Origin of the sequence: Crocosphaera chwakensis CCY0110 (genome assembly GCF_000169335.1) — a bacterium.
Lineage (GTDB): Bacteria > Cyanobacteriota > Cyanobacteriia > Cyanobacteriales > Microcystaceae > Crocosphaera > Crocosphaera chwakensis.
Window position 1 is genome coordinate 27,166 of sequence record NZ_AAXW01000012.1, and the last position, 20,554, is coordinate 47,719.

Below are 20,554 nucleotides of genomic sequence, written 5' to 3' on the forward strand. Positions count from 1 at the left end.
AATTATGTGAACGTAATAAGGGGAGCAGATATGGCATCAACTATTTATAAATGGTCGATAGATGAATGGCACGAACTGGTCAACTCTGGAGTATTAGAAGGTAAACCCGTTGAACTTTTGGAGGGAGATATAATTGAAATGAGTCCCGAGGGCATTGAACATAGCTATACTAATCAAAACATAGCTATACTAATCAATCTGTCAGCGATCATTTAAGAGATTTACTGAAAGGAGTAGCTCAAATCAGAGATTCTCATCCAATAACCTTAGATAATTCAGAACCAGAACCAGACATAGCGATAGTTCGGTTACCTGAAACTATCTATCGTAATCATCACCCCTATTCTCAAGATATCTATTGGTTGATCGAAGTATCTAATAAAACCCTGAAAAAAGATTTAGAGGAGAAAATTATTACCTATGCTCGTAATAGGATACCAGAATATTGGGTAATTGATTTGAAGAATAAAAAACTGATTGTACATACTGAACCTCACAATAGCCGTTACTTACAAATTATTGAGTTTAAATCAGGAACAATTACATCTCAAGCCTTTCCTAAGATTAAGATTAACTTAGAAAAATTACTACTGTACTGATTTTTAGAGAAATATTACCAGTGAACAAAAATAACCGCTCACTGGTAACTGTTCATTGTTTAACTGACATCTTGCACGCCTTACAAAAAAACTTAATAATCTAAGCACTCAGCAGTAAAGAAGAGTGAAGTTCTGGCTAAGGGCGAACAGTTTTATAAGAAAATAGCTGATAGCCTAGGACAAGCGCACCTAAGCTGATGGCTAAAGGCTGAGAAACTAGATAATTTATCGTAGGTGCAAGATGTGAGTTTAACTTAATTCTCGTACATCAGAAACCTTACCATTTACCGCAGCAGCAACCACCATCGCCGGACTCATTAATAAAGTGCGTCCTGTTGATGATCCTTGACGGCCTTTAAAGTTACGATTAGAAGACGAGGCACTAATTTGATCCCCTTGTAATTTATCTGGGTTCATCGCTAAACACATGGAACATCCAGCCTCGCGCCATTCAAACCCTGCTTCTAAAAAGATTTTATCTAACCCTTCCTTTTCTGCTTCGACTTTAACCCGTTCAGAACCTGGAACCACAAAGGCTTTAACCCCATTAGCTACATGATGACCCTTGGCAAACTTGGCCGCTTCTCTTAAGTCGCTAATACGGCCATTGGTACAACTACCGATGAAACAGACATCTACTTTTGTACCTTTTATCGGTGTTCCTGGAGATAACTGCATATAACTGTAAGCTTCTTGGGCGATGGCGCGATCGCTTTCGGGTAAACTCTCAGGAGTAGGAACTGGTTCGCTAATACCGATCCCTTGACCCGGAGTAATACCCCAAGTCACGGTAGGTTCGATTTCTGAAGCATCGAAGGTAACCACATCATCGTACTCTGCATCAGCATCAGAAGCCATACTACGCCACCATTTAACTGCTTTATCCCAGTCTTCTCCTGTGGGGGCAAAGTCCCGTCCTTTTAAGTAGTCAAAGGTAACATCATCTGGGTTAATATAGCCACATCTTGCACCCCCTTCGATGGACATATTACAAACGGTCATCCGTTCTTCCATCGACATAGATGCAAAGGTGCTTCCTGCGTATTCGTAGGCGTACCCGACACCTCCTTTAACCCCTAGTTTACGAATAATATGAAGAATTACATCTTTGGCATAGACTCCAGGGGGTAAGGTGCCATTTACCTCAATTTTACGCACTTTTAGCTTAGAGAGGGCAAGGGTTTGGGAAGCTAACACGTCTCGGACTTGAGAGGTTCCGATCCCAAAAGCAATCGCCCCAAAAGCCCCGTGGGTGGAGGTATGGGAGTCCCCACAAGCAATGGTCATGCCGGGTTGAGTTAGTCCTTGTTCTGGGGCAATAACATGGACAATACCTTGATCTCCTGATCCAATATTATAGAAGCGAATACCGTTATCTTTGGCACTCTTTTCTAATGCTTGCATCATCTCTTCTGCTAGGGTGTCAACAAAAGGACGGGCTTGGTTTTCCGTGGGGACGATATGATCAACAGTAGCAACGGTGCGATCGGGATACATTACTTGTAGTCCTCTTTCGCGCAACATGGCAAACGCTTGGGGACTGGTAACTTCGTGGATCAAATGCAGTCCGATGAAGAGTTGAGTTTGTCCTGAAGGTAATATTTGAACAGTATGGGCATCCCAAACTTTATCGAAGAGGGTTCCTTTACTCATGGATGTTTCTGGCTTTTCTTTATCACGCTATCTTTTATTATGGATGGTTTTAGGAGTTTGTTGGGAACTTTTTCGGTTTAATCTTAATATTAGTTTCAAAAATAAGGATAAACTATTCATAATGAGATCAAACAGAAACAACTTGAATTATTTTAGTTTCATCATTAATAGAATAAACAAGACGATGTTTAATATTAATACGTCGAGAATAATAACCTTTCAAGTTACCCGATAGTTTTTCGTAGGGAGGCGTATAAGGATTATCTTTGAGAATTTCAATTAATTGTTTAACATTATTTTGTAAGTTTGTTGCTTGAATTTTTTTAACATTATTAAGGGCTTTACCACTAAATTCAATCTTCTACGTCATCTAACGCCCTTAGTTACTGATAAATGATTTAGGCTTGCTATATTGCGAGAAATCAACTAATAACCATTTTGTAAATAGTAAAAAAAGAGGCGATCGCAATTATTCCTGCTGAAATCATGCCTATAATTTTTAGAGGACGAGACACTACCATGCCGATTCTAAACTGACGATGAGGAATTAATTTCCATCCTAATAATACTCCTGCTAAAAAACCGCCTAAATGAGCAGGATTATCAATCACTTGATAAGCTAGTAAACCTGCTAGAAATGTATAAATCGTGCCTTTAATTAACATCTGTTGATGGGCAGCAGGAAATAAATGCTTATGTTTTCTTCCTAAAATAAATAAAAAGCCCAATAATCCCATAATGCCACCAGAGGCACCCACAGAAGGAACGTCGGGTATAAACAATAAACTAAAGACACTACCGGACAAAGCAGAAATTAAAAAAACTAAAGGAACATAAGCGCGGTGAGTGATAACTTCAATCAATTTACCAAGAACGAATAAAGCACCTATGTTAAACATAAAATGAAGGATATTGCCATGTAATAATGTTCCTGTTAATAGTCTCCAGACTTCTCCTTGCCAGATGTCTGGTTTAACAATTCCTGCTGTTTCAATTGAAGAACTTATGTCAGGAATAAAGAAAATAATTATAGCCTTACGGATACACGTTAGGACATTTTTTGAAAGCTGTATCAACACATTCTCTAACAGTCTCAAATTCTTTAACTCTCTGTTTCATCCAAGTTTTGAGAACAGACCACCAACGTTCTATCTTGTTTAAATCGGGAGAATAAGGAGGTAGATACCAAATTTCACATCCTACCTTTTCGACTGTTTCTTTAATACTTTGTCCTTGGTGGAAAGTAGCGTTATCAATAATAATTATATCCCCTGGTTGAAGTTGAGGAATCAAACTTTTTTCCAGCCATGTTTCAAATAAATCTCGATTACACGACCCCTCAAAAGTTAATGGAGCAAATATTTTTCCTTCTTTTAATGCAGCCACCCAACTAACTCTCTCTTTTCTCTTTCCTGATTTGAGTGCATAACATCTTTCTCCCTTGGGACTATAACCATATGGATAATCATCTCGATTATCAAATCCTGCTTCATCTACATAAACTAAATTGTGCGACGGTTTTTTGTGAAGTTGGTCTTTAAATTCTTTTCTTTTATTTTCATCTCTTTCTCGATATCCGTAAGTTTTTTTTTCTAGTTATACCTAACTTTTTAATTCCATCACTCACGTTTTGCTGTGTGACATTTTCTCCCCATTTCTCGGCTATTTGTTGCTGTGTTTTATCTTTATGTTGTCTGACAAACTGTTTGAATCTCTCTAAATCTTGAATTTTGCGATTATTTTTAGGAGGACGCTTGGCGGTCTCGCGGGAGCGAGTGCGGCTGCACCGCTTTGAAGTCTCCTGTTTCTTGTTCTCTTTTTAGCCATAAATCGAGAGTATTACGACTAATTTTCATTAATCGGCAAATAGCTATCTTCTTTTCTCCTCTATAATAAGCATTTACGGCTTTTTTTCTCAAATCGTAGCTATAAGGAGCAGGCATTTTTTTCTTGTTTTCGTGAGCGCTTTAATTCTAGCTAATTTTGTCCTAACCTAACCCCGTATTGCTATACTTGTACGATAGCCACTAAAGTTATACAACCAGTTAAGAATTTTGTCCAAGGTGCGTGAGAATTCTTCATCCATGCTGTATAACGATTTTCTTGACTTCTTTGGGCAAGACGTTGGGGAGTTTTGAGTCTACATTGATATAATTCCCAACTATGTTCTAAAGCGGGAATAATTGCGATCGCTACCAAATTAAATAGCATAATTTGTCTGATTGCGGTTGACTCATTTGCAGTCATTGAATTTGAATCTATCCAATTCATCCAAAATATTCCCCCCCACATCAAACAGTTAATTACATCGAGTCTCAATGCTTGTTTAAAGTGGGTTTTTTCTCTGGCGTACAAAGCATCAACTAACCAAGATACTTCTTCTGGAGAAACTAAATGAGGAGTATCAGGAGTCCAAACTAAATTAATGAGTTTTTTACTGTCAGATTTCACATTTTCAATCAAAGATGGACGAGAACAAGTAACCAATTTTTTTCCTGTACAGTAGCCATAAGTATTCGTTTCTAATGGAGTAGAAAATATATCTTGTTCCATCCAGGGAGGTGTATTGTTTCTTGTTGGAGAAATTGAATTTAACTTTAATTTGAGAGAATTATCCTTGTAATTTGACTGTTGTTTCTGCTCATTTTTTAGTTTATTTTTGCCTTTACTATGAAGGGGAACTTTAGCAAATAATTCATCTATGTTTACTAAGGCAAGATGTAACGAATTAGTTTTATCAGTGCGCTCGATTATTACTTGATTAAATTGCTTTTGATTTTCTAAAAATAAAGGTATCCATAAAGGCGTTGTGGAATTAGAAAAAAATACACGAAGATACTTGTAGCAAAAAAAACGATATGGCTCTACTGTTTTGATATCATCCCAAGGGACAAAACTATAATGACCAACCCAATTATAACCAAGAATTCCTTGAGATTTTACGGTAATTGCGAACACATAATAATAATACACAGCAATAGCTATACATATAGCGAGGAGAGTCGTTATAAATAAAGCAGAAACAAAAGTAACTGAATATTTTAAATTTCCAAAACTATCGACCCAGAGGACAAAAAAAGGGACTGAAATAAACATCCAGAGATTAGGGGCAGTAGTAAACCAAATAAAAGCCCATAAAGACGAACGAAACTTTAAATCTGACATAACGAATTAATATAAATAAAAGCGGTTATTAAATAATATAATTTATGTTCAAACTAATAAGCTGTGATTGACATCACTTGGCGATTAAAATACTATAACTTTATATAAAAAAAACTACTAGAATTGAATATTGATTATTATTAGGTGATAAAAGATTTTATAAAAATTCTTAACAAAGTTAATTTTATTTGGAGAATAGGGAACAATGGAAGTAGAACATTTCTAGATAGATCACCAATTACACCCTTAAAAGCAATGAATTCCGTTACCGAAGTCCAACCACAAGAACAACAAAACGAATTAATGCCAGTGGTACAAACATGGAATTTAAGTAAAGTATATCGCACTGGCTTTTGGATGAATCAAAAATTGCGATCGCTCAATGATTGTTCATTCTCTGTCTACAAAGGAGAAACCTTTGGGTTACTTGGTCCCAATGGTGCAGGAAAAACAACCCTCTTAAAAATGTTATTAGGTATTGTCCGCCCGACAACAGGTCGTGCTGTATTATTAGGGTATCCCGTCGGGAATCTCTCCGTAAAACAAAAAATCGGCTATTTACCCGAAAACGCTTATTATTATGATTATTTAACCGCTTGGGAATTTCTGGAATTTGTCGCAGGTTTATTTCAAATTCCCAAATCAATCCAAAAAAGACGCATCCCAGAATTAGTTGATCTAGTGGGATTAGCGCAAAAAACCGCCAAAAAGAAACAATTACGACAATATTCTAAAGGAATGCTGCAACGGGTAGGTATGGCCCAAGCCTTAATTAATGACCCTGAAGTGGTCTTTTTTGATGAACCCATGTCCGGACTTGACCCCTTGGGACGCTATCAAGTCAGAGAAATCGTCTTATCCCTCAAAGAACAAGGAAAAACCATCTTTTTTAACTCTCATGTTTTAACCGATATCGAAAAAATCTGCGATCGCATTGCCTTATTAGCCAGAGGGGACTTATTATGTGTTGGGTCCCTCGAAGAAATTTTAGGCCGTTCTGATGTTTATCAAGTAATTGTCAAAGGTGGCAAAAAAGAAGCCCTAAACTCCTGGATTTCAGGCATTAAAGAGATTGATCACACTTGGCACGGACAATTAACTGGAAATCCTCACGATTTTATCGAATACCTCTCAACCATAGACGCTCAACTTCTCAGTTTAAACCGCGCTCGTGCTTCTTTAGAAGACTATTTTGTACAGCAACTTAGAGAAAGAGGGATTACATCAAGTCAATAAGGTTTTATGTATTAGGATCAGGGTAAAACAACTTGTTATCTAATATGACTAAAGTAACCACTGTTCAATCTTTACCACTGATTGATATTACCACAGAGAACTTTAAACCTTACGGACAATTAATTACTCCTTCCGAGGATGGAAATGTTTACGATGAAACTGATGCTCAACTAGACTTAGATAATGGTGTTCCTCGGTTCTATATTATGCGATTAAAAGAACGGGGTCGTCAGTTTCATCGTATTACTCGTCATCAACAATGTACTCAATGTCTGGGGTCATTAGAAGGGAAACAATGGTTTATAGCCGTTGCGCCTCCTAATAGCGAGAATTATCCGAATATCGAGAAATTACAAGCTTTTAAGATTCCTGGAAACTGTTTTATTAAGCTAGAAGTCGGTACATGGCACGCAGGTCCTTACTTTGATCATGATTCTGTAGACTTTTATAACTTAGAGTTGAGTGACACCAATGTAGTTGATCACTTTACCTACAACTTCTCAGAGCAAGATAACTTAACCTTTGAAATAGCTTCGTAACTAATAGATTGTCCTGTCTTCTCACCACTCTAGATAAGTGTTGCTTATTGGTTACATAAGAAAATATTTGGTTAATATTCTTTACAAAACTTGACGATTTAGTTAATATAAGAATGTCAATACAAAACGTACCTTGACAAATAAATAAAGGAATCATAACCAACTATGACTACTACACTACAACAACGCGAGAGCGTTTCTTTGTGGGAACAGTTTTGTCAGTGGGTGACCAGCACCAACAACCGCATCTATGTCGGTTGGTTCGGTACCTTAATGATCCCCACCCTCTTAACTGCTACCACCTGTTTCATCATTGCTTTCATCGCTGCTCCTCCCGTGGACATCGATGGAATCCGTGAGCCTGTAGCTGGTTCATTACTCTACGGAAACAACATCGTTTCTGGAGCGGTAGTACCTTCTTCTAACGCTATCGGTCTACATTTCTATCCCATTTGGGAAGCTGCTTCACTTGATGAGTGGCTTTACAACGGCGGTCCTTACCAGTTAGTAATTTTCCACTTCTTAATCGGAATCTTCTGCTACATGGGTCGTCAGTGGGAACTTTCCTATCGTTTAGGAATGCGTCCTTGGATCTGTGTTGCATATTCTGCACCTGTATCCGCAGCGACCGCAGTATTCTTAATCTACCCCATCGGACAAGGATCTTTCTCTGATGGAATGCCTTTAGGAATCTCCGGAACCTTCAACTTTATGTTCGTGTTCCAAGCTGAGCACAACATCTTAATGCACCCCTTCCATATGTTGGGTGTTGCTGGTGTATTCGGTGGATCTTTATTCTCCGCTATGCACGGTTCTTTAGTAACCTCTTCTTTAGTTCGTGAAACCACTGAAATCGAGTCTCAAAACTACGGTTACAAGTTCGGACAAGAAGAAGAAACCTACAACATCGTAGCTGCTCACGGTTACTTTGGTCGTTTAATCTTCCAATATGCTTCTTTCAATAACAGTCGTGCCTTGCACTTCTTCTTAGGAGCATGGCCTGTAATTGGTATTTGGTTCACCGCAATGGGTGTATCTACCATGGCCTTCAACTTAAACGGATTTAACTTCAACCAGTCTATCCTTGATTCTCAAGGCCGTGTAATCGGAACCTGGGCTGATGTATTAAACCGTGCAGGAATCGGTATGGAAGTAATGCACGAGCGTAACGCTCACAACTTCCCCTTAGACTTAGCTTCTGCTGAGCCTGTATCTGCTCCTGTCATCAATGGTTAATTCCTTGAAATTAACTAAGTAATACAAAAAGCACTCCCAAATTTGGGGGTGCTTTTTTGTTGTTTGTAGTAATACCAAATCCGCTTATTTTAGTAGAGTAACGTTTTTTCTCCCTGCTCCCTGCTCCCTGCTCCCTGCTCCCTGCTCCCTGCTCCCTGCTCCCTGCTCCCTGCTCCGAAAGTTAATACTATCTAAAGCGGATCTAGTATAATCTAACCCACCTAATAGATTAAATAGATTAAGTGTTCGCTTAGTCAAAATTTCTTTTTTTAACACTCTTAACTAACCGTTGATATTGTTGCTTTAAATAGCTAATATTTTGATCATTTTGTCCATATCGCCAACTAATATAAGCATGAGAAATTTCGTCAATAATTTCTGCTTGTTCCTTTGGATGTTGGTAATAAGATACCTCTACATATTCTAAGGGAGTTTGGGCGTAATGTTTGGGGTATCCTCTTGACTTCAGTATCCTTAACATCTCTTCATATAATTGCACCATTGGCGGTAATTTTGCGAGGCGACGATAATAACTAAATTTCCTTAATCTACCCCAACCTAACCAACCTAATAACCCTAAAATAACGGCTAATAAAAGCCCCACTAATGTACCAATTAAACCACTAGAAATGAATCGCCATAACCATCCTAAAATGCTAATAAATCCAACAATAACTTTAGTCCAAATAATGTTAAAAAAGTTAGTCACAGGAGAAGGCAACCACCCTGCTACCCAGTTCCAAAATTGCTTTAAAACGCTAAAAGTTTGCTCTTCTTCTAGAGACGGTGGGAATAAATCATGGCCAGGAATGGGATCAAACGTATACCAACCAAAATAAGGAAAATAAACCTCAGTCAACGCATAAGCATCGGTGTTTTTAACCACATAGAAACCCGTCAAAGGATTAAATTTTCCTGGGGCAAACCCAACAGTTAATCTAGCAGGAATACCCACTGAACGCAACATAATGGTTAAAGCAGTGGCAAAGTGATCGGGAATACCGCCTTCATACTTAAACAAGAAAGATTCTACTAAGTCTTCACTATCCTTAAAAAAGGGCAACTCTTCTTGAATAGTATAATTTTGTTTAATTGCTTGAGTTAAAAATAAGACGACTTCATAAGGCGAGTTAAATGATTGATTATTTAACAATTCTAGGGTTTTGTTACGTACTTTCTCTTCAATTTCTGCGGGAACATTTAGATAAGTTTCTTTAATTTTATCAGAATATTCAGGAGGAGATTTTTGTAATTTTGTGCGATCACGATAAGGCACTTCTGAAACTACCGTATAAGTTAATCCTTCTAATAAACCCACAGGCGATCGCAGATTATTGAGATCATCAACTCCTATTTCTTGTGCTGGAAAATAGAGATGTTTGGGTTGAGAGAGAGAAGGAACAATATTAGGTAAATCAGCTACTGCTGTATAGCTTTGAATCACGCTCTTGGTTTTCATTGCAGTGTTAGGAAAGTGCAAGAAAAATTTATAAGACCAGCGATCACGTTTAATTGTATCAAACTCTTCTTCGTTAGTAATTTCCCACCCTTGTCCTGTATAGTGATCAAAAGATAAAGCTTTCCAAAAACCAGGAGATTGCGATCGCACCCTCATGACAATTTTGGGTTTCATCTCTCCTCGTAAGTTTTGATTTATTTTAGTATTAAATCCATAATATTGACTGTCATCAACTTGTCCTTTTCCTTGAGATGAATTACTATTTTCTTGTCCTTGTGTACCTTTTTTCTGATTATTATAACCTGGGTTAATAATACCTTTATTTTGTCCACTAAATTTTTGACTGTCTGCATCCAAAGGACTATCAACAGGAAATGTTTGTAATTGATATCCTGGAAAACGTGGCATTAAAGTAAAAATAGTTAAACCAAACAGTAAGGTGATAGCAATTAACACACTAATGCTTTTAAAAGAAACAGGAGAATAGTTAACAGTTTTTTGGGATTTTTGACGAGATTTAAACAGTCTTTTGAAATTGTGATCAATCGTTTCTAAGTCTAACCGTGATCGATAATCTAATACTAATGTAGGAATCGCTAAAATTAAAAATAATAGTAACCAAGGGGCAAAAGCTACTGTCTGGGAAATGGTTCCAGCAACTCCTAATAAAATTAGACCAATAACCATTGAATAGCCTAAATCTTTGCGTCTCGGTAAATCAAAACTATGTAAAACTTGTAATTGAACTAATAATTCTGCTAAGACAATACGACTATCATTAAGATTTTGAGTTAAGCGAAGTAAGAAGAAAGAAAGTACCGTTAACATCCCCATAGCTAAGAAAAATTTAAGGGTAATATTGCGATGTTTACGGCGATACCAACTCCAAACACCACCTATAATACTTAAAGGAATCGCCCATAAACTCATCTGAGTTCCAGCAGCAATATCAGTAGCAATAATTCCCACAATGACTAAACATTGTACTAAAACACGAAAAACAGCAGACTCTTCTGTTTTTAGAGGGGGTGCAGATTTAATTTGTTGACGGAATTGTTGAAATAAGGATAATGGTTTTCTAGAAGTGTTTGTCATACAACAAGCAACGTCAAATGTTGCAAAACGTTTATAGTGCTTAACAAACTAAATGTCGATTAATAGCTTGCTATTATAAGAGTTCCCAATAATGAAACTTTTATTAACGTGACTTCTGAATTAATACAATATTTTGGATTGTCTGATCACTGATAACAGGTCACCGATCACTGATTAATTTAACTGTGTTATTATACGCTTATACTAGGCTAAGGGTTTAAACTTATGACGACCCTAGATTTCTCTTCTGATGTTATTTGTCCTCCTACAGATTTATGGAGTGATGAACCTCCCTTGGAAAGTGATCTTCATTTACAACAAATCATTCTCCTTTTAAGCTGTCTAGAGAGTTTTTGGTCAGATAGAAATGATTACTATGCAACGGGCAATCTGACGATTTATTATAATGCTGAACAACTGAAAAAACGAGATTTCTGCGGACCTGATTTTTTTGTGGTTTTAAATACAGAAAAACGTCTTCGCAAAAGTTGGGTTGTTTGGGGAGAAAATGGTCAGTATCCTCATGTAATTGTAGAAATTTTGTCAGATTCTACGGCAAAAGTTGATAGAACAAAGAAAAAAGAACTCTATCAAAACATCTTCCGCACTCCTAATTATTTCTGGTTTGACCCTGTTAGTTTAGAATTTCAAGGATTTAGGTTATCTGAAGGAAAATATGAACCCATTAATCCTAACGAAAATGGTTATTTATGGAGTGATCAATTAGAATTGTATTTAGGAATTCATGAAAAAAAATTACGTTATTTTACCCCTGACGAAGAATTAATTTTAACCCCTCAAGAATTAGCTAAACTTGCTCAAGAAAAATTAAAAGATTTAGAAAACACTCAATTATTAGCAGTTGCACGTCTTCAAGAATTAGGATTAACCTTAGAACAAATAGCAGATGCTTTAAGTTTATCCGTTGAACAAGTCAGGGTTATATTATCACAACAGTCTTCTGACTCGAAAAATTAATTAGATGATGACTCACTACGCATAAAAAAACTGACAACAGGTCACTGGTAACTGATAACTGACAATATCTGCTATTTTGATACATGACCTAAAATACCTCATGTAAACGATGAAACGTCGCCACTTCCTCAGTAATGCTGCATTAGGAGCAACTACCGCCACCGTCCTCAGTTCTTGCCAAAGTCAGTCTGTAGAAGGAAACGGAGGAGGTTCTAGCTTACCTACCCTTCGCTGGAAAATGCAAACCAGTTGGCCCAAGTCCTTAGATACCATTTTCGGTGGGGCCCAGACGGTTTGCGATCGCGTTAAGGCGATGTCCGGTGGAAAATTTACCATTACCCCTTATGCAGCCGGTGAGATTGTGCCAGGGTTAGAAGTGTTAGACGCGGTACAACAGAGAACCGTCGAATGTGGTCACTCTCCCAGTTACTATTATGTGGGAAAAAATCCAGCTTTGGGCTTCGGAACCGCCATGCCATTTGGTTTAACGGCCCAACAACAAAATGCTTGGTTTTATCATGGAGGTGGCCTCGAAACCATGCACAAACTCTATGCAGATTTTAACGTTATCAGCTTTCCTGCAGGGAATACTGGCGCGCAAATGGGGGGATGGTTCAAACGTCAGGTCAACTCAGTTAATGACCTCAAAGGCTTGAAAATGCGGATTCCTGGACTGGGAGGGGAGGTAATGAGTCGCTTAGGGGTTAATGTGCAAGTTTTGCCTGGGGGTGAGGTTTTTCTGGCCTTAGATACTGGGGCCATTGATGCAGCCGAATGGGTGGGTCCTTATGATGATGAAAAATTAGGACTAAATAAAGCAGCTAATTATTATTATTATCCGGGTTGGTGGGAACCAGGGGCAACCTTAGACTTACAAATTAATAAAACTGCTTGGGATCAATTACCGCAAGAATATCAAGAAATTTTAAAAACAGCAGCAATGGAAGCAAACTTAAATATGTTAAGTCAATACGATGCTCAAAATCGTCTTGCATTACAATCTTTAATTCAAGGAGGGACTCAATTAATTCCTTATTCTAATGAAATTTTAACCGCAGCCCAAACCGTTGCCTTTGATTTATACGAAGAAAACGCCGGTAAAGATGCAACATTTAAAGAAGTATATGAAAATTGGAATAAATTTCGACAAGAAATTATTCAATGGAATAAAATTAATGAATTAAGTTACACTCAGTTTGTCTTTAAATAAAAATACCTGATCACTGATAACTGGTCACTGAAGAAAATGAAATTTTTTGTAATTTTACTCCTCAATTTATTCTTGATTCTTGCCTTTACTCAAAATAGTCAAGCTGGAGACATAGCTAATAGATTAACCGCTTATCCTAACTGGAATAGTAAACCGAATATTAGTCAAGCAGAGACGGATTTAATCTATCCTGAATGGATGGCAGGAACTTGGTCAGTTACCAGTATTCTAAGAAAACAAAAAGCCCCCTTAGCCCCTGAAATTTTGACCCCAGGCTTTGAAAACAATAAAAAATACTTAAATCAATCGTTTACCTTTCAAGTTCGGTTTAAACCACAAAACCTATCACGTCCGAGTATCCTTTCTCTTTCTTCCTTATCCCCTCAAAAAAATCTAATTGTAGCTGATCGCACCTTCAACGGAGAAAATATTGCTAAAGCCTATCTAGGGGATAATCAAGTGCTTTCAGTTAAAGTTCCTCCTGATAATCCCAATCGTCAAATTACCTTTTTAGCTGACAATAATGAACTTATTTCTACCGTAACAGGTCGAAGTCAAGAAACTCCAAATCCTCAGGAATTTTTAACCACAGAAATCACACAACAACTCTTTCAAAGACCTTCTAGTATTTATCTCAATGAAGTAGAAACCACCACAGATTATCAATTAATTAATCCCAATAAAGTAACTGCAAAACAAGTGACCGCCATTTATTTATCCCCTGAAGATCCTGCCTATTTTAAAGCTATGAATCGTCCCGTTGCACTATACGAATACCAATTGATTTTAGAAAAGTAATTCAGATAAATCAACAGAAGGAACTCCCCATCCTGGTAAAATTATTATATTAGGTTCTAGGAGTTACTCTATTATATGGTAAGTGTACAACCAGAATATCCTTGGTGGTATGGATGCGTCATTTACGAAATTTATATTCGTAGTTTTTACGACAGTAATGAAGACGGAATCGGCGATTTAAGGGGTATTATTGAAAAGTTAGATTACTTAGCCTCCTTGCCCATTGATGCTATCTGGATCACCCCTTTTTTCCAATCTCCTATGGAAGATTTTGGGTATGATGTCTCTGATTTTTATGCAGTTGATCCCCGTTTTGGAAACATAGACGATTTTGAAGCATTGATCGAAGAAGCCCACGCCCGTAACTTAAAAGTTATTATTGATCAGGTGTGGAGTCATACCGCTAGTATTCATCCTTGGTTTATCGAAAGTTCTTCGAGCCGAGATAATCCCAAAGCTGATTGGTTCGTGTGGTCAGACGGCAAAAACGGCAGAAAACCCAACGACTGGCTGTCTATCTTCGGCGGAACTGCCTGGAAATGGCATCCCGATCGCAAACAATTCTATTTTCATAATTTTCTCGAAACTCAACCGGATCTCAATTGGCATAACCCCGATGTGGTACGAGAAATCATGAAAGTAGGTGAATTTTGGCTAGAAAAAGGGGTCGATGGTTTCCGCTTAGATGCCTGTAATTATTATATGCACGACCAGAATTTAGTGGATAATCCCCGACGTACCGAAGGAATGCCAGAACTTGAGGGGGTATCTCCCATGAATCCCTATGCACAGTATATTCACCTCCATAATATGGACCAAGTGGAGAATATTCGTTCTCTGCGACGGATTCGCAAAACCCTGGAAAAATATCCTGGTACCATGTCTATGGGGGAAATTGTAGTCACCAGCGATCCCATGCGCCAAACGGTAGAATATATTAGAGGCGATCGCCGATTACATACTGCATATAATTGTTCTTTATTAGTCAATAAAAAGCTAACACCGAGATTAGTGGCTGATTTGATCGAAGATTTATCTTTGCATCTTGAAGCTGATGAGAGGGAAATGATCTGTCTAACTACCAGTAATCATGATTTTCCTCGCGCTAAGTCACGCTGGGCTCCAGATGATCCTTCTTTAACCCCCTATCTCGAAAGATTACTGATCGCTTTGTTACCCAGTTTACGAGGATTAGTTTGTTTTTATCAAGGAGAAGAATTAGGGTTAACTGAAAGTTCTATTTCCTTAGAGAAAATGAAAGATCCTTACGGGATTTATTTCTATCCCTACTTTTCGGGACGAGATGGCTGTCGTACCCCCATCCCTTGGGAACCGGATAAAAAGAATTTTGGTTTTAGTGAGAGTGATGAAACTTGGTTAGGAATTGACGACAGTTTTGAATTATTATCTGTTGCAAAACAAGAACATGATCCCGACTCTTTGCTGAATTTCTTCCGTTGGTTTGTCAAATGGCGTAACCGACAACCGGCATTAAAATATGGAGCGATCGAATTAGTCGAAGCAAGTGACGACATATTAGCATTTCTACGTCGCACTCCTCTCCAAGAATTACTCTGTGTTTTTAACCTTAGTGAACACAATCGTTCTTATTTTGTTTCTTTTCGTTACGGTAAACCGATTATTAGTTCCGAAAGTCACGACTTTCCTACCACAAATTTAGGCAATGGTCAAAGAATGATTGAAATGGGGCCGTTTGCCTTTGCCTTTTTTGAACGGGAATCTTAACAGTTAATGATGAAATAAATTAATGGAGTAACGAAATGTTCAAAGAAGCAGTTATCAGTTTTTTATACTTGGTCACTGGTAACTGCTCACTGAGAACTCATCTATTGCCCAAATTCTAAGCGCGCTTGTTCTACCATTTCTACGGTAACCTCATCTGAGTCTGCTGCTCTAGCTAATTCTTCAATTCTTTGACGGGCTTGAGTTCTGACAAAAAAGGGAATATTTTTCAGTTTTCTTTGTGCTTCTTGCGTCCAACGGGGACTATCTTCAAATTTCAATTCGCTCATAATTTCTGTCAATTTTAGGGCAGATTTTCTCTCAATTTCTATTATATCATCATTAAAGTGTCAAAGGCTAGATGGGTTTTTATCAAAGCTAACAACCATTAATTATTTAATAAAAGAATTATGGATTGTGACAATCAAGATTGGATTAATATTTATCAGACTTTTGAAAAAGTATGGGGTTATCAAGAATTTAGACCACCACAAAAAGAAGTCATTAATTGTTTATTAAACGGACAAGATGCTTTAATTATTATGCCAACAGGTGGGGGCAAATCCATCTGTTTTCAACTGCCTGCTTTACTCAAAAAAGGTCTGACGATTGTTATTTCTCCTTTAGTTGCTTTAATGGAGAATCAAGTTAATGAATTAAAAAGTAAACAATTACCCGTAGAGTTATTACATAATGAAATACCGAGACAGCAGCGAAAAAAGACCTTAGATAAGATTAATAAACAACAAATTAGATTATTGTATCTTTCCCCTGAAACTTTATTAAGTCTTCCTGTGTGGCAATTATTAATTAAACCCCATATTGAGATTAATGGATTAATTTTAGATGAAGCACATTGTTTAGTTCAATGGGGGGAAACCTTTCGTCCTAGTTATAGCCGTTTATCCGCAGTTAGAGAAGAATTATTAAAGCATAAACCAGCTCAAAAAATAGCGATCGCAGCCTTTACAGCCACAGCAGACCCTAAATCACAAGAGATTATCAAAAGAAGCTTACAATTAAAAAATCCACAAATCTTTTCTATTAGTCCCTATCGAAAAAATCTCAATTTAGCTATCAAAATTGCTTGGACTCCTCGCTGTCGTCGCCATCAACTTTTAAACTTTATTAAACAGCAACAAAAACAAAGTGGTTTAGTTTATATTCGCTCTCGTAAAGATAGTGAAAAGTTAAGTCAATGGTTACAAGAATTAAATTATAAAGTAGCTGCTTATCATGCCGGTCTAAGTCCTATACAAAGACGGGAAATTGAAGATAAATGGTTAGAAGATAAATTACAATTTGTTGTTTGTACTTCTGCGTTTGGTTTAGGAATTAATAAACCAGATGTTCGTTGGATTGTACATTATCAAGTACCATTTTTATTATCAGAATATTTACAAGAAATTGGACGAGGAGGAAGAGATGGAAAGTTAGCCAAAACCCTCACATTAATCAGCGAACCCACAGGATGGCTTGATTCTAGCGATCAACAAAGAAACCAATATTTTCTGCAACAATTACAGAAAAACTACCAACAAGCAAAACAGTATTTGAAACAGATACCAAAACAAGGTAATATTATGACTCTTAAAGAAGAAATACCTAAAATTGAAATAATTTTATCCTTATTACATCGATGGAAAAAATCAAGATGGACAGATCCATTTAATTATGAGTTAGCTTCTAATTTATCAGACTTAAATATAAGTCAAATAACTAAAAAATCTCAACAAGAATCACAACAAATGAAACAATATTTAATGACTCGTTCTTGTCGTTGGCAATATATATTAAACGCTTTCGGTTTTTCAAAAGAAGCCAAAAACTTTCAATGTGGACATTGTGATAATTGTCTAAGAAAATAGTTGAATCCTCGGATAACTTAGTGGCATTCACTTGTATAGACGAACATTCTCAGTAGAAAATTGAGTTGTTTCCGGAAAAATATTTCTAACTCGTTCTACAACGGAGATCATGTAAGTATAATCGGGTACAGGAGAGTGAGGTACAAATCCAGCTTCATTAGCGATCGCTGAGGGTGTGTCATTTAAAATCTGCAAAATTTCTTCTGTGCGATGTGCTGAAATAGACGGCGCAATGAGGACAACACCGGGAGGAACGTTATGGGTATCGGTGAAAAGGAGACGAAATGTCCCAAATGGGAACTGACTCTGGTAGGTCTTAAATTCTTCTAGGGATAAAGACCCTGCGACGGCTTTACCCTGAGCCACACTTTCTAAGATTGCTTTAGGAGTTGATAAAAAGAAAATTTTATCTATAGTCAATCCATAAAGGTTAAAAATAGGAAAATAATAGCCCGTCGCTGAACCAATTTGGCCCAGGGCGATGGTCTGATCAGCTAAAGCTTTTAAAGTTTGAAAAGGACTGTCTTGTCGCACAACAATCACAGAGCGTAAATTCCCAATACCTTCTAAGGGTAAAAGGGGAATATACCCGTGTTCGGTCATGGCAATGGTTGCTAGACCAGGAGGCGCAAAAACCAATGACCAAGCTTGAGAGCGGATTCTCTCTAAGGCTTTTTTTTCATTAAAAGCGGGTTCTAATTCGACTAACGAGCGTGTTTGTTTCTCTAAATAACTCGTAAAGGTTTGGTATTGATTGATAATCTCGTTTCCTTGACCATAGCTAAGGGTTCCAATCACCAGAGGTTCGCCTTGCAGGGAATTACTTCGGCAGGACTGAACGAAAAGTATAATTAGGAATAAGCGTCTTGATAATTTCACTGTTATTCATTCTGTAGTAAGCAGATCAGCATCATTAAACAAACAAAATCTGTAGGGTGGGGAATGCCAATCCTAGATTTATCCTGATGTCGCTAGAATACCCTAACTTTTAGAAGATTAGGCTATTCTAGCGACAAAAATATAAACCGCGGACTCGAAGAGGGACGAAGTCTAGCGTCCACTAAGAATAACAAGTCAAATATCTTACTGAAATGTTACAATTTGAGTAAAATTTAGGATAAATCTTTCTGATGCTGGTCACTTAATCGATACAAATTAGAGGCTTAACAGCAGAACAGCATGAAATCCTGCGCTATCAATGTTATTTAGTAAAAAATATGTATAATATAGGACTATAAAGCGTTAGACAGTTCTTTTTAAGATAATAAGCAAATATTAATTAATTTAATCCTAACAAACTTTATTTCTTTCTACTAATAACTTAATTGAAACTGTATTTTAAACTTAGTAAAACGGGATAGGGTTTTTCAAAGACAAACTCGCCATAGTCCGCTAAATCATCCAATCCTAAAAAATTTAGTAAAATTTCACAAGCTAGGGTGATTAATAAACTTAAAAGTAATTTTTTCCATTTAACTTGCATTGCTTTACCCTCAAAGTGAAAATTAGTATCATGTGGGATACTAAATAAATAGGGTAAAAACCTAGTATTTATGCAAAAAACAACTTCATCCTTTGCGATGCTTGTTCAAAAGATCCATCGAAATAGCTAAACTTGATTTCATCCGATTAAATGCTTTAGCTAACGCACCAATTTCATCCTGAGTTTTCTGTTCAAATTCACTATCCATATCCCCCATACTGACAGATTCAGCGATTTTAGCCATTTTTTGCAGGGGACGAATAACGGTTCGCTTGAGTAAAAAATTAATTCCGATGACGATAACGCTAAAAACGACTAACAAAGTCAATAAAACCAACGAAAGAGACTGATTAGCTTGATTTAAGACTTCCTCTGCAGGCACAGAGAGGATCTGAACCGCTACGATTTCATTGAGATTCCAACCATATCCATTTTCAGTGCCATAAGTCGTTAATTGGCTTTTAGGAGCATCATTAGGATCTCCGTGACAACGCAAGCAACTCTCGTTTTTAATCGCTAAGGGACGAGCAATATAAAAGGATCTTCCACCGGGAAGGGTACGAAAACCAGAAATTTCTTGAATATTCGAGTCTTCTCGGAATGTTTCAATGAGTTCACTTTCAAAATTATCGGCTTTATCCCTTAAATTGGTCGGATTAAGGGTAGCTTCTTTATAGAAAAAACTTTTATACTCAGGAGCTTTGCGTAATTTTTGAAAAACTTCGGTTGCTGAATAAGCTGGAACCGTTTCGGAGATAAACAAAGAATCCATTTCTAATTGAGGAGCTAGGAGCGGTTGAATATTATTAGAAGTATAGTCTCGTACTGCATTCATCGTTTGTAGCAAAAGTAAGGCTTTAGACGTTACTTCCGCTTGGGCCCTTTGTTGGAGTATCCAGGATAATGTTAATCCACTTATCAGAATACCACTGAGAAAGATGCTTATCAGGAGTATATTAAATTTGGTTCCGAGTTTTAGATTATTAAGTAACATTACATTTACCAAAAAGTAAAGATAAAATTCGGTTCTAACTATTTTTGTTTTTTATTTCTAATAAGTGGTGATGTCTCACTCTCATCAGCGCGGCCTCGCGGAGCGAGTGCTGCCACATCGCCATCAGTGTACCTCACTCGTTGCGAGAAAGGCTAGATTCCCTGACCTGCATAAATATTTCAACCCGAACCTATAACTTATTACAACACAACAAGGAGAACTTAACCCATGAACCTAAATTTTATCATTCCCTGACCTGCATAAATATTTCAACCCGAACCTATAACTCATTACAACACAACAAGGAGAACTCAACCATGAACCTAAATTCTATCATTCCCTAAACTGCATAAATATTTCAACCCGAACCTATAACTTATTACAAGACAACAAGAAAAACCTAATAATAGAAATTTTCTGAATCCCTTGTTAGAAATATCTTAATTTTCTCTGTGTCTTATCTTCACTTATCAACATTTACTTTCGTTTTTCCACCCT

19 protein-coding genes and 1 pseudogene are annotated in these 20,554 nt (G+C 37.1%); 10 read left to right on the plus strand and 10 right to left on the minus strand.

Annotation, left to right across the window (positions count from 1 at the left end; all coding sequences use genetic code 11):
- Window positions 1-30 precede the first annotated feature (30 nt).
- Together CY0110_RS30840 and CY0110_RS28535 are read left to right on the plus strand one after the other, a co-directional pair.
- Window positions 31-216: a PDDEXK family nuclease gene (locus CY0110_RS30840; protein ID WP_008275191.1), complete on the plus strand. Its 186-nt coding sequence runs from the start codon at window positions 31-33 to the stop codon at window positions 214-216.
- A gap of 8 nt (window positions 217-224) precedes the next feature.
- Window positions 225-599 carry a Uma2 family endonuclease gene (locus tag CY0110_RS28535; RefSeq protein WP_232285709.1) on the plus strand — a complete coding sequence of 125 codons (375 nt, stop codon included), beginning with the start codon at window positions 225-227 and terminating at the stop codon, window positions 597-599.
- A gap of 249 nt (window positions 600-848) precedes the next feature.
- Here the strand turns inward: CY0110_RS28535 and leuC are convergent, their stop codons facing one another.
- The 5 genes and pseudogenes from leuC to CY0110_RS09510 all read right to left on the minus strand — a co-directional run bounded on the left by leuC (window position 849) and on the right by CY0110_RS09510 (window position 5,417).
- Window positions 849-2,252, minus strand: coding sequence for a 3-isopropylmalate dehydratase large subunit (leuC, locus tag CY0110_RS09490; protein ID WP_008275193.1), 1,404 nt, complete (start codon window positions 2,250-2,252; stop codon window positions 849-851).
- Window positions 2,253-2,379: 127 nt separating this feature from the next.
- Entirely contained in the window at window positions 2,380-2,610 is a 231-nt protein-coding gene (locus CY0110_RS28540; RefSeq protein ID WP_071943817.1) for a Txe/YoeB family addiction module toxin, read from the minus strand.
- 64 nt (window positions 2,611-2,674) lie between these two features.
- A complete protein-coding gene (locus CY0110_RS09495; protein WP_071943820.1) occupies window positions 2,675-3,328 on the minus strand; it encodes a rhomboid family intramembrane serine protease in 654 nt (217 codons plus the stop codon).
- Window positions 3,288-4,195: pseudogene (locus CY0110_RS29215) on the minus strand (IS630 family transposase). Before CY0110_RS29215 ends, CY0110_RS09495 begins: the two are co-directional and overlap by 41 nt.
- A 64-nt stretch (window positions 4,196-4,259) precedes the next feature.
- Window positions 4,260-5,417 carry a hypothetical protein gene (locus CY0110_RS09510; protein ID WP_008275195.1) on the minus strand — a complete coding sequence of 386 codons (1,158 nt, stop codon included), beginning with the start codon at window positions 5,415-5,417 and terminating at the stop codon, window positions 4,260-4,262.
- Window positions 5,418-5,672: 255 nt separating this feature from the next.
- On the opposite strand from CY0110_RS09510, the gene CY0110_RS09515 reads away from it, so the two are divergent.
- From CY0110_RS09515 to psbA, 3 genes are all read left to right on the plus strand, one after another.
- Complete coding sequence (locus tag CY0110_RS09515) at window positions 5,673-6,653, plus strand: ABC transporter ATP-binding protein (protein ID WP_008275196.1); 981 nt, start codon at window positions 5,673-5,675, stop codon at window positions 6,651-6,653.
- Between the two features lie 44 nt (window positions 6,654-6,697).
- On the plus strand, window positions 6,698-7,192 hold the full coding sequence (locus tag CY0110_RS09520) for an ureidoglycolate lyase (RefSeq protein ID WP_008275197.1): 495 nt from the start codon (window positions 6,698-6,700) through the stop codon (window positions 7,190-7,192).
- Between the two features lie 165 nt (window positions 7,193-7,357).
- Window positions 7,358-8,428 carry a photosystem II q(b) protein gene (psbA, locus tag CY0110_RS09525; protein WP_008274631.1) on the plus strand — a complete coding sequence of 357 codons (1,071 nt, stop codon included), beginning with the start codon at window positions 7,358-7,360 and terminating at the stop codon, window positions 8,426-8,428.
- 250 nt (window positions 8,429-8,678) lie between these two features.
- On the opposite strand, the gene CY0110_RS09535 is transcribed toward psbA, so the two are convergent.
- A complete protein-coding gene (locus CY0110_RS09535) occupies window positions 8,679-10,982 on the minus strand; it encodes a transglutaminase TgpA family protein (protein WP_008275199.1) in 2,304 nt (767 codons plus the stop codon).
- A gap of 225 nt (window positions 10,983-11,207) precedes the next feature.
- On the opposite strand from CY0110_RS09535, the gene CY0110_RS09540 reads away from it, so the two are divergent.
- From CY0110_RS09540 to CY0110_RS09555, 4 genes are all read left to right on the plus strand, one after another.
- A complete protein-coding gene (locus CY0110_RS09540) occupies window positions 11,208-11,960 on the plus strand; it encodes a Uma2 family endonuclease (protein ID WP_008275200.1) in 753 nt (250 codons plus the stop codon).
- A 109-nt stretch (window positions 11,961-12,069) separates the two neighbouring features.
- On the plus strand, window positions 12,070-13,170 hold the full coding sequence (locus CY0110_RS09545) for a TRAP transporter substrate-binding protein (RefSeq protein WP_008275201.1): 1,101 nt from the start codon (window positions 12,070-12,072) through the stop codon (window positions 13,168-13,170).
- Window positions 13,171-13,206: 36 nt separating this feature from the next.
- Window positions 13,207-13,968 (plus strand): DUF6816 family protein, encoded by a 762-nt coding sequence (locus CY0110_RS09550; protein WP_008275202.1) that lies wholly within the window; start codon window positions 13,207-13,209, stop codon window positions 13,966-13,968.
- A 75-nt stretch (window positions 13,969-14,043) separates the two neighbouring features.
- On the plus strand, window positions 14,044-15,714 hold the full coding sequence (locus CY0110_RS09555) for an alpha-glucosidase (protein ID WP_008275203.1): 1,671 nt from the start codon (window positions 14,044-14,046) through the stop codon (window positions 15,712-15,714).
- A 101-nt stretch (window positions 15,715-15,815) separates the two neighbouring features.
- Here the strand turns inward: CY0110_RS09555 and CY0110_RS09560 are convergent, their stop codons facing one another.
- A complete protein-coding gene (locus CY0110_RS09560; RefSeq protein WP_008275204.1) occupies window positions 15,816-16,001 on the minus strand; it encodes a PCP reductase family protein in 186 nt (61 codons plus the stop codon).
- A 120-nt stretch (window positions 16,002-16,121) separates the two neighbouring features.
- On the opposite strand from CY0110_RS09560, the gene CY0110_RS09565 reads away from it, so the two are divergent.
- On the plus strand, window positions 16,122-17,579 hold the full coding sequence (locus CY0110_RS09565; RefSeq protein ID WP_008275205.1) for a RecQ family ATP-dependent DNA helicase: 1,458 nt from the start codon (window positions 16,122-16,124) through the stop codon (window positions 17,577-17,579).
- Window positions 17,580-17,606: 27 nt separating this feature from the next.
- Here the strand turns inward: CY0110_RS09565 and CY0110_RS09570 are convergent, their stop codons facing one another.
- The 3 genes from CY0110_RS09570 to CY0110_RS09575 all read right to left on the minus strand — a co-directional run bounded on the left by CY0110_RS09570 (window position 17,607) and on the right by CY0110_RS09575 (window position 20,056).
- Window positions 17,607-18,377 (minus strand): phosphate/phosphite/phosphonate ABC transporter substrate-binding protein, encoded by a 771-nt coding sequence (locus CY0110_RS09570; RefSeq protein WP_008275206.1) that lies wholly within the window; start codon window positions 18,375-18,377, stop codon window positions 17,607-17,609.
- Window positions 18,378-18,900: 523 nt separating this feature from the next.
- Window positions 18,901-19,062, minus strand: a complete 162-nt coding sequence (locus CY0110_RS30370; protein WP_008275207.1) for a hypothetical protein — start codon at window positions 19,060-19,062, stop codon at window positions 18,901-18,903.
- Window positions 19,063-19,147: 85 nt separating this feature from the next.
- On the minus strand, window positions 19,148-20,056 hold the full coding sequence (locus CY0110_RS09575; RefSeq protein ID WP_008275208.1) for a c-type heme family protein: 909 nt from the start codon (window positions 20,054-20,056) through the stop codon (window positions 19,148-19,150).
- Window positions 20,057-20,554 lie beyond the last annotated feature (498 nt).

Excerpts from the sequence above, each read along its gene's own strand:
- CY0110_RS09565 (WP_008275205.1), top strand. The coding sequence starts at position 16,122 with ATGGATTGTGACAATCAAGATTGGATTAATATTTATCAGACTTTTGAA.
- leuC (WP_008275193.1), bottom strand. The coding sequence starts at position 2,252 with ATGAGTAAAGGAACCCTCTTCGATAAAGTTTGGGATGCCCATACTGTT.
- CY0110_RS09575 (WP_008275208.1), bottom strand. The coding sequence starts at position 20,056 with ATGTTACTTAATAATCTAAAACTCGGAACCAAATTTAATATACTCCTG.
- CY0110_RS09550 (WP_008275202.1), top strand. The coding sequence starts at position 13,207 with ATGAAATTTTTTGTAATTTTACTCCTCAATTTATTCTTGATTCTTGCC.
- CY0110_RS09510 (WP_008275195.1), bottom strand. The coding sequence starts at position 5,417 with ATGTCAGATTTAAAGTTTCGTTCGTCTTTATGGGCTTTTATTTGGTTT.
- CY0110_RS09520 (WP_008275197.1), top strand. The coding sequence starts at position 6,698 with ATGACTAAAGTAACCACTGTTCAATCTTTACCACTGATTGATATTACC.
- psbA (WP_008274631.1), top strand. The coding sequence starts at position 7,358 with ATGACTACTACACTACAACAACGCGAGAGCGTTTCTTTGTGGGAACAG.
- CY0110_RS30370 (WP_008275207.1), bottom strand. The coding sequence starts at position 19,062 with ATGCAAGTTAAATGGAAAAAATTACTTTTAAGTTTATTAATCACCCTA.
- CY0110_RS09560 (WP_008275204.1), bottom strand. The coding sequence starts at position 16,001 with ATGAGCGAATTGAAATTTGAAGATAGTCCCCGTTGGACGCAAGAAGCA.
- CY0110_RS09545 (WP_008275201.1), top strand. The coding sequence starts at position 12,070 with ATGAAACGTCGCCACTTCCTCAGTAATGCTGCATTAGGAGCAACTACC.
- CY0110_RS30840 (WP_008275191.1), top strand. The coding sequence starts at position 31 with ATGGCATCAACTATTTATAAATGGTCGATAGATGAATGGCACGAACTG.
- CY0110_RS09540 (WP_008275200.1), top strand. The coding sequence starts at position 11,208 with ATGACGACCCTAGATTTCTCTTCTGATGTTATTTGTCCTCCTACAGAT.
- CY0110_RS09535 (WP_008275199.1), bottom strand. The coding sequence starts at position 10,982 with ATGACAAACACTTCTAGAAAACCATTATCCTTATTTCAACAATTCCGT.
- CY0110_RS09555 (WP_008275203.1), top strand. The coding sequence starts at position 14,044 with ATGGTAAGTGTACAACCAGAATATCCTTGGTGGTATGGATGCGTCATT.
- CY0110_RS09515 (WP_008275196.1), top strand. The coding sequence starts at position 5,673 with ATGAATTCCGTTACCGAAGTCCAACCACAAGAACAACAAAACGAATTA.